The sequence below is a fragment of the Silicimonas algicola genome (genome assembly GCF_003970735.1).
Classification (GTDB): domain Bacteria; phylum Pseudomonadota; class Alphaproteobacteria; order Rhodobacterales; family Rhodobacteraceae; genus Silicimonas; species Silicimonas algicola.
The window spans coordinates 1,742,211-1,759,984 of the sequence record NZ_CP034588.1; the positions used below are offsets into that span (position 1 = coordinate 1,742,211).

General features: G+C 61.3%; 11 protein-coding genes and 4 pseudogenes. 10 read left to right on the plus strand and 5 right to left on the minus strand.

Translation table 11 applies throughout. From position 1 onward, the window contains the following. Positions 1-13: 13 nt before the first annotated feature. Positions 14-1,012 (plus strand): type II secretion system F family protein, encoded by a 999-nt coding sequence (locus EF888_RS08680; RefSeq protein WP_109758626.1) that lies wholly within the window; start codon positions 14-16, stop codon positions 1,010-1,012. Between the two features lie 278 nt (positions 1,013-1,290). Beyond that, entirely contained in the window at positions 1,291-2,169 is an 879-nt protein-coding gene (locus tag EF888_RS08685) for a helix-turn-helix transcriptional regulator (RefSeq protein ID WP_126918541.1), read from the plus strand. Positions 2,170-2,255: 86 nt separating this feature from the next. On the opposite strand, the pseudogene EF888_RS08690 reads toward EF888_RS08685, so the two are convergent. The 4 genes and pseudogenes from EF888_RS08690 to EF888_RS22595 form a co-directional block, all read right to left on the minus strand. Further along, a pseudogene (locus EF888_RS08690) lies at positions 2,256-2,715 on the minus strand (transposase); the annotation flags it as partial. Between the two features lie 205 nt (positions 2,716-2,920). After that, positions 2,921-3,094: pseudogene (locus EF888_RS22590) on the minus strand (transposase); the annotation flags it as partial. A gap of 167 nt (positions 3,095-3,261) precedes the next feature. After that, positions 3,262-4,758 (minus strand): tetratricopeptide repeat protein, encoded by a 1,497-nt coding sequence (locus tag EF888_RS08700; RefSeq protein ID WP_164721627.1) that lies wholly within the window; start codon positions 4,756-4,758, stop codon positions 3,262-3,264. A 442-nt stretch (positions 4,759-5,200) separates the two neighbouring features. Next, a pseudogene (locus EF888_RS22595) lies at positions 5,201-5,621 on the minus strand (transposase); the annotation flags it as partial. A gap of 251 nt (positions 5,622-5,872) precedes the next feature. On the opposite strand from EF888_RS22595, the gene EF888_RS08710 reads away from it, so the two are divergent. From EF888_RS08710 to EF888_RS08735, 6 genes are all read left to right on the plus strand, one after another. Next, entirely contained in the window at positions 5,873-6,859 is a 987-nt protein-coding gene (locus EF888_RS08710; RefSeq protein WP_109758629.1) for a UDP-glucuronic acid decarboxylase family protein, read from the plus strand. After that, positions 6,856-8,343: an NAD(P)/FAD-dependent oxidoreductase gene (locus tag EF888_RS08715; RefSeq protein ID WP_109758630.1), complete on the plus strand. Its 1,488-nt coding sequence runs from the start codon at positions 6,856-6,858 to the stop codon at positions 8,341-8,343. Before EF888_RS08710 ends, EF888_RS08715 begins: the two co-directional genes overlap by 4 nt. 83 nt (positions 8,344-8,426) lie before the next feature. Further along, positions 8,427-9,779: a hypothetical protein gene (locus EF888_RS08720; protein WP_126918543.1), complete on the plus strand. Its 1,353-nt coding sequence runs from the start codon at positions 8,427-8,429 to the stop codon at positions 9,777-9,779. 8 nt (positions 9,780-9,787) lie between these two features. Further along, a complete protein-coding gene (locus EF888_RS08725) occupies positions 9,788-10,816 on the plus strand; it encodes a glycosyltransferase family 2 protein (RefSeq protein WP_164721628.1) in 1,029 nt (342 codons plus the stop codon). 53 nt (positions 10,817-10,869) lie between these two features. After that, on the plus strand, positions 10,870-11,880 hold the full coding sequence (gene galE, locus EF888_RS08730; RefSeq protein ID WP_109758633.1) for a UDP-glucose 4-epimerase GalE: 1,011 nt from the start codon (positions 10,870-10,872) through the stop codon (positions 11,878-11,880). A gap of 119 nt (positions 11,881-11,999) precedes the next feature. Then, on the plus strand, positions 12,000-12,884 hold the full coding sequence (locus EF888_RS08735; protein ID WP_420902662.1) for a glycosyltransferase family 2 protein: 885 nt from the start codon (positions 12,000-12,002) through the stop codon (positions 12,882-12,884). A 562-nt stretch (positions 12,885-13,446) separates the two neighbouring features. Here EF888_RS08735 and EF888_RS22600 read toward each other — a convergent pair. Beyond that, positions 13,447-13,866 (minus strand): annotated as a pseudogene (locus EF888_RS22600) (transposase); the annotation flags it as partial. Between the two features lie 228 nt (positions 13,867-14,094). On the opposite strand from EF888_RS22600, the gene EF888_RS08745 reads away from it, so the two are divergent. Together EF888_RS08745 and EF888_RS08750 are read left to right on the plus strand one after the other, a co-directional pair. Further along, positions 14,095-15,270 carry a glycosyltransferase family 2 protein gene (locus EF888_RS08745; protein WP_109758635.1) on the plus strand — a complete coding sequence of 392 codons (1,176 nt, stop codon included), beginning with the start codon at positions 14,095-14,097 and terminating at the stop codon, positions 15,268-15,270. Next, a complete protein-coding gene (locus tag EF888_RS08750) occupies positions 15,263-17,755 on the plus strand; it encodes a glycosyltransferase (protein WP_109758636.1) in 2,493 nt (830 codons plus the stop codon). Before EF888_RS08745 ends, EF888_RS08750 begins: the two co-directional genes overlap by 8 nt. Positions 17,756-17,774: the final 19 nt, after the last annotated feature.

Sequence of the window (17,774 nt, forward strand, 5' to 3'; positions counted from 1 at the left end):
GGAGGGCACAGAGATGCTTGAACAGATCACAGCCTTCTTCGGGAACGTCGGGTCAGCCGGCGGCCTCGTCATCATGGGGATCTTCATCGGGACCCTGTTGATCGTCTATGGCTTCTTCGGCGGCCTCGTCGCCTCGAACCCGGTCGGTCGGCGCTACAACGCCGGCAAGGCCGTGACACGGCGGACGGCTTTCGAGGCCGGTCTTCTGAACAACGCCGACGTCGACCCCAAGGGCCTGATGAAGGCGCTCATGCCGCACTCGCGCGAGAAGCGCACCAAGGTCCGGCGCCAGCTGATGAACGCGGGCATGGTCGGGCGCGACGCGATCTTCAAGTTCTACACGATCCGCATCCTTCTCGCCGCAGGTCTGCCGGCGCTCTACCTCGCCGTCCTGGCACTTCGGAAGGCGACGCTTCTTCCGCTGCCCGATGGTGTCGCCGCCCTGATCGACGGTCAGAGCACGATGCTGACCTACTACGTCCTCACTTCGCTTCTGGTGATCGGCTACTTCTTCCCGGCGCTCTGGCTTCGCGCCAAGTCGGACGAACGCCAACTCCAGATCGCCGAGACCTTTCCGAACGCGCTCGACCTCATGGTCGTTGCCGTCGAGGCGGGCCTCGGCTTCGACGCCGCCATGACGCGGGTCTCGAACGAGATGGAGGCGTCGGCCCCGGCCATCGCGCAGGAATTCCGGCTTGTGCAGCTCGAGGTATCGGCCGGTGGCGACCGCGAAAAGGCGCTGATGGACATGGCGCAGCGGACTGGCGTGGACGAGGTGATGTCCTTCGCCAGCGTCATACTTCAGTCGATCCAGTTCGGTACAAGCGTGTCCGGGGCGCTGACGACCTATGCCTCCGAGATGCGCATCACGCGCGAATTGAAGGCGCAGGAGATGGCCAACAAGTTGCCGGTGAAGATGTCGGGCGTCATGGCGTCCCTCATGCTTCCGGCACTTTTCCTTCTCATCCTGGGTCCGATCGCGATTCGGTGGGTCAACACCTTCGGCGGCTGACGCGACGTGCAGCACGGGCGGGCGCCCTGACTCGGGCGTCATTCGTCTCGCGCCAACAGTAGCGGTCCTCGTGCAACGACTGTTGCCGATTTGTCGAGAACCATTCCTTCGGCTTAACCCTGAAGAGCGTCAGACGTGTCGCGTCCTTGACGCACCGTCGCCCTTGCGGTCTGATTGCCGGGAGGGGAAATCGACCACCCATTGAGATCGGTTTTTTTATTGAGCAGTCCACGGGGAAACTCCCGGCTTGTGCGTGTTTTGGTTTAGAGGACAGAGACGTGGACACTAGGGATGGGTCCGCACCTATTTCCAGCCGGTTAGGGCCGACGCTGAAGGTGCTGGATGGGATCGCCGGCTGGTGCGGTGGATTGCACGGGTCGATGCCGCTCAAGGACGCTCTTGCGACGCTGGCGTCGGGCTTGGGAGCAGACGCCGCAGCGATCACGCGACATAACACGAACGAGGATCGGCCGCGTACCGTGGCTGTCTACGACGCACGCGAGGGCGATCCCGACGTGCCGCTTCTCCGGCGTGGTCTGTGCCGGGATGCCATGGGGTATCTTTACCCCAAGGTCCGCGCCTCCACGGCGTGGTTCCTGACGGACCTTCTGACCGACCGAGCCTGGGCGGGTACCGACCTTCTGGAGAACTGGCGCATATCGCGCGACGTCGCCGAGATCGTCAGCCTGCCCCTGGCCATCGATGCCCGTCGCCGGGATTTCATCGAGCTTCATTTCTCCCGTGGCTTCACACATTTCGAACGCCTTGAATTCGAGGCGTTGGTGCCGACGCTCGTTCGGTCCTGGGCAGGCCGGAAACCGGGTCTCGTCACCGGGGCCAGCATGGACGACCGCATGATTGCCGCGCGACGCATAGCTGCGCAGGTGGGGCAAATCCGCCGGACGATTCCGGTTCTCGACGCATCTAATCCCGCCAACCTGAGCCGCGCCGAGTTTCGTGTCTGCCTTCTGCTGTCGCGGGGTCTGTCGGTGAAGGCCGTGACGGATGAGCTTGGTCTCAGCGAGGCCACGGTGCGAACGCATCTGCGGTCGATCTATTCCAAGACTGAAACCACGGGGATGCCCGAGCTTCTATTTAGGATCCTATCGCCGGCGACCGAAACCGCCCAGGAGAAGAGGCGCGCCATCGCCGGCTGAGGCGCGACGGTCGAGGCCGACGACTCAGGGGCTCTGTTGCACAAAGCGCCTGATGTTAGAGGTTCCCCTTTTCCCGGCCGAATGTACCCCCCGGTTTCTGTGACAGGGACGCCAAGCGCTGTGTAGCGGTTCATGAGGGCGATGCGGATTTGAACCACCGCGACCTGTCGTTCAAGTCCCACGCCATGAGGCGCTGCCCAAGCAGTTTCATATAGTGCATCTTCGTTTCGGCACGGTTTCCTCGGTGGTATCCGCTCCAGTTTCGCCAGATCGCGCGGCCGAGCTGTTTCGCCGCCCGCAGGGCCTCGTACCGCGCCAGCGGTGACGGTCTTCCACGGCTTCGCGTTCTTTCAGTGTGGGATGACGGCGTGGGCGCCGCGGTCAGCAATCGCATTATTGCATTTGCGCGTAACACGGGCGCCATTAGCCCTGACGCTGACGATTTCCTCGCCAGTTGAAGTCTGGCTGAGCAGGCCGGGCAGGACCCGGTGCATCGCCGATGTGGCTCCCGGTGATCTCAACCGCTCGAACATCCAGTGTGTGCTCGGATCCAACGGGCTCACCGCACAGGCCGGGCGGATCGACACCTGCCAATCTGCCCGCATCTCGTCGTTCAGCGTCCTCTTCCGGGCAGGCCTCAGAGATTTCGCTTCATGACGTCCTGAAGCATCTCTTTGTCGAGCGACAAGTCCGCAACGATCTTCTTCAGCCGCGCGTTCTCCTGCTCGAGTTCCCGAAGGCGCTTCATCTCGGACGGCATCAGGCCCGCATTCTTCTTCCAATTGAAGAACGTCGCCGAGCTGATCCCGGGCTTGCGACAGACTTCCGCGCCAGGCGTCCCGTCTTCAGCCTGCTTAATGATGAACGGCTGTCTCGCGCGTCCGTGAACTTGCTCGCCTTCATGGGCACTCCGCTCCTCTCCCAGCCAGGGATTCGGTGCTCAAGACTTTAACCAGGAGCGGGGCGGTTCCGGGGGTCATATCATCCGTCATCCCGCAGACCACGTTCTAGCGGTGGATTTAACGGTAGTCGCCTTCGGTGCAGCGGATTTCGAGGATCAGCATTTGCGCCTTGGTCGCACCTCGAACCGCATCAGCGCCGATATTCGGTGGTATCACCATTGAGGACACTTGCGGCAGCGTCATCCGATACGCGTAGGCGCTCCGTAAGAGAAGCGGATCGGACTTCGTCACCAAGCTCCGATGCAACCGTTATCGCTAGCTTTAGAAGTTCGACGTTTTCGGGATGACGGTCCAGCGCTGTTTCAAGTAGCAAGTCGGCGCTTCCATAATTCAATTCCGAAATGAGGTGGTTGGCAAGGCGCTTCGCCTCCGGTGCGGCCCCTCTCGAATATTCATAGGCCAAGGCAAATTGCTGGCCGGCCAGAGTGCGAAGGCCTTGGAGAAGATAGACCTCTCCGAGAAGCGTCGCGTATTCTGCATCCCGGGAAAGCTGGAGATTCGCCCCAAGGAGGTCTCGGAGCGCATCATCTGCGAGGCCATCTTCAAGGTTCCAACGAGCCCGGATCTTCAGCGCTGCTGAATTTTCGCTGTCCCAGCCGAGGAGCCTGTCTATTTCTGAGCGGGCTCTTTGCCTATCGCCCGAAGCGTCGAGGAGTCGCGCGAGCCTGACAATTGCGTCGGACCTTTTACCGGTACCATCTCCACCTTCAACAACCGCCTCTAGTGTTCGGACCGCAAACGGGACATTTCCCACTTTTTCCCAGAGGTCAGCCAGAGCTAATCGAAAGTCGGGTTCGCCAACGGTAAGTTCGCCCGCATCGAGGAGTTCTTGGAGTCTCTTGGCCGCGCCGCCGTCGCCTCCGTGTCGTTGCAGAAACTCGACATACTTCGGTATCGATGTTTCCGTTCGGCTTTCCTTCTGGGTCTCGGCGAACAAGATGTCCGACGCCGCGCGAATATCGGAATTCGCTTCGAGCCAGGCTACATACCATCCCGAGAGCTCCCTTCTTTCCGGGTACTTAGCGTGCATCGAGGCAAGCTGTGCGCCTATCCTAGGATTGTCTCCAACATCTTGGAGCGCGGCAAGCTTGAGTTCGTCGTACTGGTAGAGGTGCGGCTGCCGCTGAATCAGGGCCTCGATGATTGGCAGGGCTTGGGTGCCATTGTCGGAACGGAGCAACCAGTGAACAACTACGTAGGCAGCGACACCGTCCTCGGGATCCTTGTCTAGATGGCTGCGCTCGCGAGAATAGGCTTCGTGTGCGCTGTCCTCGTCGTTGTCGGTGATCGCCGCGATGTAATCGCGCGCGGCGCGTGCCGATCCTGCGTGTTCGAAGTCGGAGTCACTCTGGATTGCGGCCGACAGCTGGGTGATGGCCTCTGACCACCGTCCAAGAAAGAGGGAGAGTTCCGCGAGACGAAAGTGGTCGCCAGCGTCCACCGCTGACTGGTTGACTTGCGTAAGCATCACGGCATATCGCTCCTCGAGCGTCCAAGAGTGCTGCGCTGCTTCAGGCGGTCGTTCCATGGAGGACTGGGAACCAATCGACCCCAGCCGTCCGGTCCAGACCGCCCCATAGCCGACGCACAGAAGTATTAGTGCCGCAAGGATTGCCAGTATGCGCATATTGACTAGATTACGCGAGCTGCGAGTGAAACCAGACGTCAGAACCCTACACCATCGTTCGGCCAAGTCAAAAGCGAGGCATTTGCGTCGGCTGAGGGATGCTGTTGCAGAAACCGTTCGCTGGCCGAGGTTCCGTTGTCCGCGGACGAACCTACCCTACGGCTTCTGTGACGGGTATGCCGAGCGCCCGTGTAGCCGTTGAGGACGGCGAAGCGGACTGAAGCTCGGCGTGCTGGCGGTAGAAACCCCTCGCCATTCGCCGCTGCCAGCAGTTTCATGCCGTGCATTCACTGACCCGCAAGGGTTATCCGCAGCATGATTCCGCGAGGTTTCGTCTCAACGCGGCTCCGGCGGTGGTATCCGCTCCATCGTTGCTAGAGCGCGCGGCCCACGTATCTGTCCGCTGACCGGCAGGGCATCACGAAGTGATGTCCCGAGGAGGTATCAATAGATGCAACGACCCGCTGGAGCCGTGGTAGGGGATGATGACGGCCAGGGTCTTCTGGCAGCGGCTCTGCGTGCTGAAGTCGGGCGCGATCCAGTCCAGGCCGACTAGGCGCAGCAGGCTCTCGACGAAACCGGTCGTCTGCCCCAGCGCCATGCCAAACAGCCCGGGGGCTTCGCCCGTCAGTGCTGAAAACGGTCCGCGAATCGTTTTCCGCGCGCCCTTCACCTTCATCGTCAGGCAGGTCTCCATCGCGGCATCGCTGTAGATCTGCTGCCGACCGCGCCTACCTGTAGTTTAGGCGTCCCGGTTCATCTCGGGATCGATCCCAGACCGTCAGCGACCCCCGGCGCCTGAGCGCTTCGCTATAGGCCCGCCAGTTCCCGGTCTTGTAGGTGGGGAAGGACGGGCTGCTCATTCCCGCTATCACGCTGGATACACAACATGAATCCCTCACGGGATTTCTGCAACAGAGCCCCGTAAATGGCTAAGCGACACCCCTAGCGCTCTCTTCGATCGGAGTCTTGCGCCTTGAACGGGTGATCTGGCCAGAAAGCAGAAATGCCCTAGCTACCCGAACAGAACTTCGTGACCGGAGTTATACCGCATTGACCATGGGTAAGACTAACGTACTAAAGATCAGCTTAGGATGTGAGGGGTAGACGTCTGGTGAGTAGGGCTGTAGTTACCGGGGGAGCTGGCTTCCTAGGCAGCGCCTTGTGCGACGCGCTCATTGTGCGCGACATGCATGTAACGTGCATAGATAACCTGTCGAGCGGTCGCATGAGCAACGTGGCTCATTTGCTTAATCGGCAGAATTTCACCTTCGTGAAGCACGATGTCGTAGAACCCTTTCCGGAGATCGAGGCCGATCTCGTCTTCAACCTGGCGTGCCCTGCCTCGCCCGTCTTTTATCAATCCGATCCGATCAAGACGGCCAAGACGGCGGCGTTCGGTACGTTGAACGGACTTGAATTCGCTAAGCGTAGTGCTGCCCAGTTTTTTCAGGCCTCCACCTCGGAAATTTACGGCGACCCCGAGGTACACCCGCAGCCCGAAACCTATCAAGGCAATGTGTCCACGACGGGTCCCCGTGCCTGCTACGACGAAGGCAAGCGGTTCGGCGAGAGCCTGTGCTTCGACTTCCACAGGATGAGTGGGCTCGAGATCAAGGTAGTTCGCATCTTCAACACCTACGGACCTCGGATGCAGGTTGCTGACGGGCGTGTTGTGTCGAACTTCATCGTTCAGGCGCTCCGCGGCGATCCGATTACGATCTACGGTGATGGGTCGCAAACGCGCTCGTTCTGCTACGTCTCGGACCTGATCGACGCGTTCCTGGCGGTGAGCGAAACCCCTAAAGGCGAAACTGGACCCTTTAACATTGGGAACCCGGAGGAAATTACCGTTCTCGAACTGGCGACGCACATTCTCGACACCATCGGAGAGCCCGAGAAACTGGTGTTCGTGGATGCGGCCAAGGACGACCCGCAGCGCCGAAAGCCCGACATCTCGAAGGTCACGGCGACCACCGGATGGCAGCCCCAAGTTGGACTTCGCGCCGGATTGGACGCCACGATCGAGTATTTCCGCACCGCGATCATGCTTTCGGAAAGGCCCACTCCTATAGCGAGGCCGAGTTGGACAGTCGCATGACACACGGCGTAAGCGAGGACATCGGCCACACGGTCGTCATTGGCGGCGGTCCAGCGGGTCTTTCGTCAGCCTATGAACTGAAGCGTCTGGCACCGAACGCCCGCGTCACCGTTTTCGAGGCGAGCAATCACCTCGGTGGTATCGCACGCACGGAAAGATATAAGGGGTTTCGTTTCGACATCGGCGGCCATCGGTTCTTCACCAAGGTTCCGGAAGTCGAAGAGATGTGGCATGGCGTCCTTGGGAAGCATTTTCTTAGGCGGCCCCGTAGGTCGCGCATCTTCTACAGAAACAAGTACTTCGACTATCCGCTGAAGCCATTCAACGCACTGTCAAAGATCGGCATCTACGAGACTGCCCGCATCCTCTTGAGTTACATCAAGTGGCAGGTCCGCCCAAAACGCCATGAAGACACCTTCGAGGAATGGGTCATCAACCGTTTCGGCGGCCGGCTCTACATGCATTTCTTCGACAGCTACACCGAGAAGGTTTGGGGAATCTCGCCTAAGCTTATCCAGGCCGACTGGGCCGCACAGCGTATCAAGTCGCTGTCGCTTTCGAAGGCAGTCATCAACGCGTTTTCGGGCCGGAGCGACACCACCTCATTGATCGAGGAATTCCATTACCCGTCGAAGGGTCCCGGCATGATGTGGGAGATGACCGCCGAACTCATCGAAAGGAAGGGCGCGGAAGTTCGCATGAACGCTCCGGTAATCGGGATCGAGCGGAACGACAATCGTATCGAAGCCGTGATAGTCAATACGCCCGGCGGGCCAATTCGCGTGGCTGGCGACCATTTCATCAATTCGATGGACCTTCGGACGCTGATCGGCTGCATCTCTCCGCCGCCGCCGCAAGAGGTCCTCGATGCCGCCAGTGTACTCCGCTTCCGCGACTTCATTCTTGTTGCCCTCATCCTAGACAAACCCGACCCCTTCCCAGACAACTGGATATACATTCATTCACCAGATGTCAGGGTCGGGCGGATCCAGAATTTCCGCGCTTGGTCGCCGGAGATGATTCCGAACGACCAGCAGACCTCGATCGGAATGGAGTACTTCTGCTGGACCGATGACGATCTTTGGAGTTCGGCGGATAGCGAGCTTGTCGCCCTTGCCGCCCGCGAGCTGGAGCAACTCGGGCTGGCCCGGCGCGAGGATGTGGTTGACGGCACCGTAGTGCGGCAGCCTAAGGCGTATCCCGTATACGACACCGAGTACCGGGCCGCGGTCGATACCATCTTCGCGTGGCTCAAGAAGTTGGAGAATTTTCAGAGCATCGGGCGAAACGGCCAGCACCGCTATAACAATCAGGATCATTCGATGCTCACCGGCATGCTGGCGGCACGCAATATCCTTGGCGAGCGGCATGACGTCTGGAATGTCAATGTCGACCGTGCATATCACGAGCAATTTGAAAGGCCGCGAGACGACCGTCCGAAGAACAGCATGGAGCGAACGGAGCTTCGAAAGGAGCCCGCCTGATGGCGGACGTTTTCAATTCCGCTGGGGAAAGTGGCCGCGCTGCTCCGCTCTTCTCTCTCCGCGGTCTTCCCGTAGCGCTTCTGATGTCGCTCGTGATGTGCTGGCCCTTAGCTGCAACCGGCCATTTCATCGCCTTCCCGGACACAAACGCCTACATCGCCGGCGGCGATGCTATCTGGAACATCGTAGGCGATATGCTTTCCAGCAGCGATGGAGGCGACGCCGGGGCAGCTGGGCGCGGTGGCGTTGGCTCGCCCACAAGCCAACTCGGCGACACCTCCGCAGTTTACGGCCGCTCCATCACCTATGCAGCCCTTTTCGCCGCCGTGGTCCGCACCGCGGGACCCTACGCAATGACGTATCTCCAGGCGTTTCTGATCGTACTTTCGATCTTCGCGTGCATCGACCGCGTGGCGATGCAGCGCCCGGTCGTTCTGACAGCCGGGTTCGCCGCGCTCCTCGCCGTCAGCCAGGTCGCATGGATGACCACTTACCTGATGCCGGACATCTTCGGTGCGGTCGTCCTAGTTTTCGCGGCGTTGCTGGTCCGGCGCTTCGACGAATTCAGCGTCGGTCAGAGACTGGCGTTGACAGTGCTGGCCGCTTTTGCAGTTTCGACGCATTACGGAAACATGCCGTTGGCCTTTGCAGTGGTTGCGGCCGCACTTCTGCTCCGTCTGATACGGAGAGCGCCGCCGACGATCCCAACCAGACACGGCCTTGCTCCCCTCGTTGCCGGTCTGATCGTAGTCGCCGTCGCGCCGACCCTGAATCTTGGCGCCAGCATGGCGATTCTCGGCGAAGTAAGCTTCGCGCCGCTCCGTCCCCCCGTCACGCTGGCCCGCTCGCTCGAAGATGGGCCGGCGCGTTGGTATATCGAGAAACAGTGCGCTGAGGGCGGCGAGTTGTGCGACGTCTTCGACGGGCGTGTGCCGGACTCGCATTACGCATTTCTTTGGGGCGAGAACGGTCTCGAAACACGGGACAAGGCTGCGCGGGAGCAGATCCGGGACCGTGAATGGGAGATCGTGGCGGCGGCCGCCATGGAGTATCCGCTCCAACAGTCCATCGCGGCCGCCCGCAACGCCGCCTATCAGTTCATTCGGGTCGCGGAGGCTGGTAAGGCTTTCGTCTGGACCGGTCAAGAGTTCGAGCGCGGCACGCCTTCCCTCATCATGGGTCTTTCGGAGCTCGCGATGTATGCCGCCACCTTCCTTTCAGCGCTTGTGCTGGGAGCTCTTCTGATTGCCGGACGCCTGACCCGGTCGCAGATCGAGATCCTTGCCGTCATCGTCTTCGGCCTTGTTGTCAACGCGTGCGTCTTTGGCGTGCTTTCTGCCCCGGCACCACGCTATCAGGCTCGCGTGGAATGGCTCCTGCCACTCTTATCGTTGCTTTTCGTGGCCGAGGGCGCACTGCGCCGCCGGGCCGCATAGTGACTAGGGTGTCGGTCGTCATCCCGGCGCTCAATGCTGCGAGTACGCTCGACCGCACGCTTGACTCCGTGCGGGCGCAGACGCATCCCGACATCGAAATCATCCTTGTCGATGACGGCTCCACCGACGACACCTTTGGTCACGCAGAGACCCACGCCAAGGCGGACCCGCGCGTCCGGATCATCCGTCAGGCGAACGCGGGTGTCGCGGCCGCGCGAAACCGGGGCATAGCCGAGGCAAGTAGCGATTGGTTCGCCGCGCTCGACGCGGACGATCTCTGGCACCCGGAGACGGTGACGCGCTTTCTCGCCGCCGCCGATGCCGCGCTGCGCCAGCCGGTCATGGTCTACACCTGGTCGCGCCGGATCGACGCCGACGACCGGCTCCTGGCCGATCTCGGTAGGCCGGACTATGCGGGCGATGTCCTGACACGACTTTTGACCGTCAACTTTATTCGGAACGCCAGCGCCACCATGATGGACCGGGCAACGGTGCAGAGGATCGGCGGCTACGACGAGGGCTTCCAGAAGGCGGGAGCGCAGGGAGCTGAGGATATTGACCTCTATCTCCGGCTGGCCAGGATCGGGCCGGTCGTTGTAGCGCCCGGCTATCATGTCGGTTACCGCGAGACCCGGGGTACGATGTCGCGCGACGCGGACCGGATGCGCAATTCGGTCGACATGGCGCTGGAGAAACTGGAACGCGAGGACCCTTCTCTGCCGCCAAAGCTGCTCCAACTTGCGCGCGCAAACTACGACCTCTACGCCGCTGGTCTGTCTCTTTCGGCCGGCTTTCCGGGCGGCTTTGCACGATATACAGGTCGCGCATTACGAAAAGCACTGCTTTCGTCGACAGCGCATCTTGCGGCCTTCGGCCTCTACACGCTATTCGCTCGGCTGAAGTCGAGTCCGGGACCTGTCTTTGAAACGCTGGACCCCATGGCGCGAGGTGCGTTCCCGGTTTTTGAGCGTTACATGCCGGTTCAGGAATGGTTCATGCGGCTGGCGGCCCGGCCGCCAGAACTGGACAAGACATGACTGCGGTGGCGCGTCAGACTGGCGCCTGTACGGCCGAGCGAAGGGAGCCACTCATGCGGGGAACTGTCCTCGTCACCGGAGGCGCCGGCTACATCGGAAGCCACACTTGTAAGGCGCTAGCGCATTCCGGCTTCACCCCTGTCACCTTCGACAACCTCTCCATCGGCAACCGCTGGGCCGTCCGCTGGGGCCCCATAGAGATCGGCGACATTTCGGATATCGCGCGGTTGGGGGAGGTCATGCGACGCCATAACCCGGTGGGCATCGTACACTTCGCAGCGCTTGCACTCGTAGGCGAATCGATGACCGAACCCGCGCTCTACTACCGCCAGAACGTCGCAGGGACCCTTGCCGTACTGGAAGCCGCGCGCGCCGCCGGGTTACCGCCCTTCGTCTTTTCCTCGACCTGCGCAGTCTACGGAACGTCCTCCGAAGGCTGCATCGACGAGAGCCTGCCCACGGCGCCAATCAATCCTTACGGCGCGTCGAAACTCATGGTCGAGCGCGTCCTCGAGGATTATGGCAGGGCGTACGGCCTCCGCTCCGCTACACTCCGCTACTTCAATGCAGCAGGTGCCGATCCCGATGGTGAGATTGGCGAGTTCCGAGCCAATGAGACCCACCTCATTCCCAATGCGGTTGAAGCGCTCTTGGGCCGGAAGCAGGCGTTGCAGGTCTTCGGGCGCGACTATCCGACCGAGGACGGCACCGCCATTCGGGATTACATTCATGTCTCCGACCTCGCGCTTGCCCATGTTCGCGCGCTCGAACGGCTGATCGGAGGGGGCGATCGGTTCGTCTGCAACCTCGGCACCGGCTCAGGGGCCTCGGTCGCCCATATTGTTGCCATGCTGGAGCGCCTTGCGAACCGAAAGCTCCCGCTCGAGGACGCCCCCCGACGTCCGGGCGATCCGCCAGAGCTTGTCGCCAATCCTTCGCTGTCGAAAAAGCTTCTTGGGCCCGACCTCACGACGCGTTCTGATATCGAGACGATCCTCAGAACTGCACTCGTCTGGCATCAGGGCGAGCGCTTGGCCGCTCTTGCACCATCGCTGCAGGCGTGAATGGCGCCAGTGTTGGATCGCGAAGCCCGGCCTCGGGCAGGAGCCGCGACCTAACGCTGGACGTGGTGGTTCCGGCACACGAGGCCGAGACCACCATCGGCGCGTGTCTTGACGCGCTCGTGGCGGCTGGATTTCCTCCTGAGCGTATCGTGGTTGTCGATGACGGATCGGCGGATCGAACCGGCGACATCGCCAAGTCTCGCGGCACGCAGGTCCTGAGAAACGACACGCCGGCACGTCCAGCGAACGCCCGCAATCAAGGTGCAGCGGCCGCGTCCGGAGATGGCATCCTGTTCGTCGATGCCGACGTCTTAGTGCATTGCGACGTGCGGGCGCGCATCCTGCATTGTCTCGGTGATCCTTCCATCGATGGCGTCATCGGAGCCTATGACGATGCGCCAGGCTCGGAAACTGTCGTCGGGCGTTATCGCAACCTACTGCATTGTCATACGCACCGGCAGGCTGCTGGGCAGGTGCCGACGTTCTGGACCGGCCTGGGCGCAATTCGCAAAGCGGCCTTCGACCACGCAGGAGGATTTCTCAAGGAGTGGGAAAATATCGAGGATGTTGAGTTCGGGCTGAAGGTCACGGCGGAGGGCGGGACGATCGTTCTCGATCCGGGGATCATGGGCAAACATCTGAAGGACTGGACGCTGTTCACGATGTTCCGGACAGACATGAACGGGCGTGCGGTGCCGTGGACAAAGCTTCTGATCTCCGGCCGGATGCCCCGGGGGGTCTTGTCGACGACGTGGGACAAACGTGTTTCGGCCGCAGCCGTTGCGCTGGCCGTTCTGTCCCTGCCGCTGGCTCTTGTCTGGCCAGCCGCATTGCTGCTCACCGCAATCTGTGGCGCGGTCTTCACAGCCGCCAATGCCGACCTGATCCGCTTTCTGGCTACTCAAGGCGGTCGCAGCTTCGCCGTACAGGCAGTGATTCTGCACGCTCTCCATCACCTCGCGGCCGTGTTGGGATACCTTAAGGCGCGGCTGCGCATTGGGTGAAGACACGTCTGCATAAATGGACTTGGTCCGAAGTGTTCCGCCTTGGTGTGGCCGTATATCCTCTCACGCGGCGTCAGATTGTTGTTGCCGTCTTAAAGACAGACAGTCTCAACACTCTCGGCAAGCGCGTAACCCGACAATTCACCGACCGCGTCGACCTCGTCCTGCGCGCCCTGGTAAAATTAGAGCCGTTACGCTCAGGTTCAGAAGGTGTTGGGACGATTTTTTTGGATAAATCTCGCTGGCCGAGGTTCCGTTGTCCGCGGACAAACCTACCCCACGGCTTCTGTGACGGGTATGCCGAGCGCCCGTGTAGCCGTTGAGGACGGCGAAGCGGACTGAAGCTCGGCGAGCTGGCGGTAGAAACCCCTCGCCATTCGCCGCTGCCAGCAGTTTCATGCCGTGCATTCACTGACCCGCAGGGTTATCCGCAGCATGATTCCGCGAGGTTTCGTCTCAACGCGGCTCCGGCGGTGGTATCCGCTCCATCGTTGCTAGAGCGCGCGGCCCACGTATCTGTCCGCTGACCGGCAGGGCATCACGAAGTGATGTCCCGAGGAGGTATCAATAGATGCAACGACCCGCTGGAGCCGTGGTAGGGGATGTTGACGGCCATGGTCTTCTGGCAGCGGCTCAGCGTGCTGACGTCGGGCGCGATCCAGTCTAGGCCGACCAGGCGCAGCAGGCTCTCGACGAAGCCAGTCGTCTGCCCCAGCGCCATGCCAAACAGCCCGGGGGCTTCGCCTGTCAGTGCTGAAAACGGTCCGCGAACCGTGTTCCGGGCGCCCTTCACCCTTCATCGTCAGGCAGGTCTCGATCGCGGCTTCGCTGTAGGTCAGCTGCCGACCGCGCCTGCCTGTAGTGTGGGCGTCCCAGTCCATCTGGGGAACGTCCAGACCGTCAGCGACCCCCGGCGCTTGAGCGCCTCGTTATAGCCGCACCAGTTCCTGGTCTTGTAGGTGGGGAAGGATGGGCTGTTCATTCCAGCTATCACGCTGGATACACAACATGAATCCGTCACGGGATTTCTGCATCAGAGCTCGCTTCCGCGACGATTCATCGCTGCGCAACCGTCGGATGGACGATATGGTGATGCCAACATCAGCATACTCAATCGCAGTGCGATCGGCCGCTGGGGTTTAGTAGAACGAGCAAACTTATCGAGCCCTTCGGAACGCCCCGAATTTTGGACGAGACATAACGGTAAGACATGGCGACCAAAATCTTTGATGTTAGCCTTGGTGACGCCGGGCAAGATCGTAGCGGAATTGAAGGCTATGACCGCGCCCTGTTACTCTTGCGCGAAGGGCGACGACCGGTTGGCCAGGTCACCGTTCCAATTCGCAATGGCACGGTGTCGGGGGCTGAGGTCACCCGCGCAATTCCCGCCTTTACATTGGAGCTTGCGGCGGCTTGTTCCGCCGAGGCAAAACTGTGTAGCCCCGTTGCTGCGCCTGAGTTACTGGCGACGGTTGCGATCTGTACTCGCGAGAGGCCGGACGATCTGCGTCGCGCCCTTGCAGCTCTTATGCGGCTTGAGACGCCCGCGTCGATCCTCGTCATCGACAATTGCAGCACTGAGACGTTGACGCGCCAAGTGGTCGAAAGCTTTCCGGGCGTTAAGTACGTGATGGAGCCGAACAAGGGTCTCGACAATGCGCGCAACCGTGCGCTGCGTGAGTCGGAAACCGACATCGTGGCCTTCATCGACGACGATGCGGTGGCGGACCGCTACTGGCTCGATGCCATCCTGACCGCCTTCGCTGACCCCGAAGTTGGCTGCGTTGCTGGCCTGACGATGCCTTACGAGTTGGAAAATGATGCGCAAGAGCAGTTCGAGCGGCTGGCGGGTTTTTCCAAGCGCGGATTCGTCCGGCGCATCTTCCGGATGCCGGGCACCCATCCTCTGGCCACTGGCCAGATAGGTGCCGGTGCAAACATGGGGATCCGTCGCTCGGTTGTCGAAAAGATCGGCTACTTCGATCCTGCTCTCGACGCCGGGACGGCTACACAATCGGGCGGTGATCACGAGTACTTTACCCGCCTTCTGCGTGGCGGCTACACCATCGTCTATGAGCCGGCCGCATTAAACTGGCATCGCCATCGGCGGACTCCGGACGAGATATTGAAAGCCGTTCACGGCTATGGCGTCGGCGTTTACGCCTCATGGACGCGGTCGCTGCTCGTTGACCGAGAGTTCGGCGTGCTGCGGCGTGCTGTCGAGTGGTTTCTGTACGAACAACTTCCCTCGCTCATACGCAGTTTCATCCGCCCGGCGTCGGTTGCACCCCGCGCTGTCATCATGGCTGAACTGCGGGGCTGCATGAAGGGTCCCTTTGCCTACCTGAAAGCGCGTCGGATCGCGCGCGAGTCCGGACATGTCTGACGGCTCCCCCTATCAGCTTTCGGTCGTGATCCCGACACACAACCGGTGCGCGGCTCTGCTACGCACGTTGGACGCACTCTGCGTGCAAACCACTGGCCCCGATGCGTTTGAGGTCATTGTTGTGATCGATGCTGGCACCGACGACACTCTGGCGGCGCTCGATGGACGGCGTTGGCCTTTCAGACTGGTTCACCGTCCAGCGGTCGGCCGCGGGGCGGCGTCAGCGCGCAACACCGGCGCAGCGATTGCCCAATGCGACAGGATCGTGTTCCTCGACGATGATATTGTCGCAGATCCCGGCTTTCTAGCGGCGCATCTCGCTGCTGGCGAGCGTCATGTAGGCTCAGTCGTCGTCGGCCAGTCGGCGCCCTTTCTAGCCGCGGGCGGCTGGTTCGGCGCAACCGTCACCGAGTGGTGGATCGGCCGTTTTCGCGAAATGGCCAAACCCGGCTATCGCTTCGGCTTCACCGATGTGATGAGCGGCAACATGTCGCTCCCGCAGGCGGACTTCATCTCAATTGGAGGATTCGATGCGTCGCTGAAGTGCCGCGAGGATTACGAATTGGGCTTTCGTCTGATTTCCTCCGGCGTGCGGGTGATCTATGCGCCGAACGCCCGCGGTCTGCACCATGATGCCAGCACGCCCAAGCGCAACCTTGTGCGGGCGCAAAACGAAGGGGCGGCCGACTATCAGATCGCCGAGAAGCACCCCGCTCTGTTTCCGTGGCTGCGGTGTGCAAACATGACTGCTAACACCCACGGAGCCAAACTCTTGGGTCTGGTTTGCTTCCGGGTGCCTTCAGTCGCCCATATTCTGCTGTCCCTCGCCGCGGCACTTCTTTCCATTTTTGAAGGTTCGCGCCTTTTCGCTCCGTGGCAAAGGTTGAACATCCTGTCGCGTGCGCTTGCCTATCAGTTGGGCGTCGCCTCGGCAGCTAAGAACTTCGCTGCGCTAGAAGCGTTGCGGAACGCCGCGCCTGCCGTCAAGGTGCTCAGTGAGGCCGAGATAGACCTGCTCGACGGCATGTCCCGCGCCCGCGAAAGACTGGCAATAGGTTCCGTCGCCGGGTTGAACATTCGGATCGGCCCTGAATTGATAGCGCGAATGCACGCAGCACCTGGGCTCGAACCAATTAACACGCGGCATCTCGACGCGCTGCTTTGCGCCAAGGTCTCGCAGTGGGCACTCACCGACGAAGCAGCGGTGCTGCTGTCGCCCGTTCCCGCGGAGGAGCCAGATTGGCTGTCGGAACCGGGCACAACCCTACCGATGCGAGGAAAAGGTGTGGCGGAGCTTGATCTGGCGGACTGGTCGGTCGTCGCGCGGTCCGACGTGATCGGTTTTCCGCTTCGTGTGCTCGTTCGGTTTGCGCAACAACCGCTCGGCTGGGTCAGATTTGACGGCAAGCCCGCGGCGGGCATGTTCTGGTCCGCGCTGCGCCTCGCCGTCCTGACTGACCACGACATATGCGGGAGGCTGGTCCGCATACATCGAATCGCGCGGCCACACAGGCCGGAGCGGCCGCCGATCTCGGTGGTCGTCTGCACTCGCGACCGGACCGAAACCCTCCGCCGCTGCCTCGCTGCGCTGCTTGAGATCGATTATCCGGACTACGAGATACTAATCGTCGACAATGCGCCCAGCTCTCCGGCGACTGAGCGGCTGTTAACCGAGAGCACCGGCCTTCGCTACGTGAGGGAGGATCGCCCTGGTCTCAATTGGGCTCGAAACCGCGGCATCGCAGCCGCGCGGCACGACATCATTGCATTCACCGACGATGACACTCAGGTAGATCGGCATTGGCTGAGCGGCATTGCTTCGGCCTTTGCAGACCGCGAAGTGGATTTCATCACCGGCCTCGTGGTGCCAATGAAACTTGACACCGCCGCGCGACTTTATTTCGAGGATGTCTATGGTGGCATGGGCAAGGGGTTTGACGCCGTGACCCACGATCCGATCGGGATGTGGCCGCATGACCTTCTCTGGGCCAGCGCCCTTGGCGTCGGCGCCAACATGGCGTTCCGTCGTCGGACGTTCGAGACCGCCGGGCACTTCGATCCGGCGCTTGACGTGGGCACCGCGACACGTGGCGGAGGCGACATCGAGATGTTTCACCGGGCACTGTCGAGGGGAAGTCTACATGTCTACGAACCTGGCGCTTTCGTCTGGCACGAGCACCGCGCCGAATTCGATGGCCTCCGTCAACAATTAACCGACAACGGATCGGGCTTTGCATCCTATTTGCTGGCCTGCCTGCGCAACCGAACGGTCTCGTCATCGGCCGTCTTCCGGTTCGCGATCCGAGCTTGGCTGTGGGACCAGCAGATCAAGCGCCTGATCCGCCCCCGACGACACCGCCGCGATTTTGTCTGGGCGGAAATTGTTGGCCTGATCCGCGCGCCGCGCCGTTGGCGCGACGCGCAGGCTAAGGCGCGCGCACTCGAACCGCTAGAGGCCACCGCCGTTTCGGCTGAGGGAATATGAGGAGGTTTTCGGGCCGGTC

Excerpts from the sequence above, each read along its gene's own strand:
- EF888_RS08680 (WP_109758626.1), top strand. The coding sequence starts at position 14 with ATGCTTGAACAGATCACAGCCTTCTTCGGGAACGTCGGGTCAGCCGGC.
- EF888_RS08700 (WP_164721627.1), bottom strand. The coding sequence starts at position 4,758 with ATGCGCATACTGGCAATCCTTGCGGCACTAATACTTCTGTGCGTCGGC.
- EF888_RS08715 (WP_109758630.1), top strand. The coding sequence starts at position 6,856 with ATGACACACGGCGTAAGCGAGGACATCGGCCACACGGTCGTCATTGGC.
- EF888_RS08720 (WP_126918543.1), top strand. The coding sequence starts at position 8,427 with ATGTCGCTCGTGATGTGCTGGCCCTTAGCTGCAACCGGCCATTTCATC.
- galE (WP_109758633.1), top strand. The coding sequence starts at position 10,870 with ATGCGGGGAACTGTCCTCGTCACCGGAGGCGCCGGCTACATCGGAAGC.
- EF888_RS08745 (WP_109758635.1), top strand. The coding sequence starts at position 14,095 with ATGGCGACCAAAATCTTTGATGTTAGCCTTGGTGACGCCGGGCAAGAT.
- EF888_RS08750 (WP_109758636.1), top strand. The coding sequence starts at position 15,263 with ATGTCTGACGGCTCCCCCTATCAGCTTTCGGTCGTGATCCCGACACAC.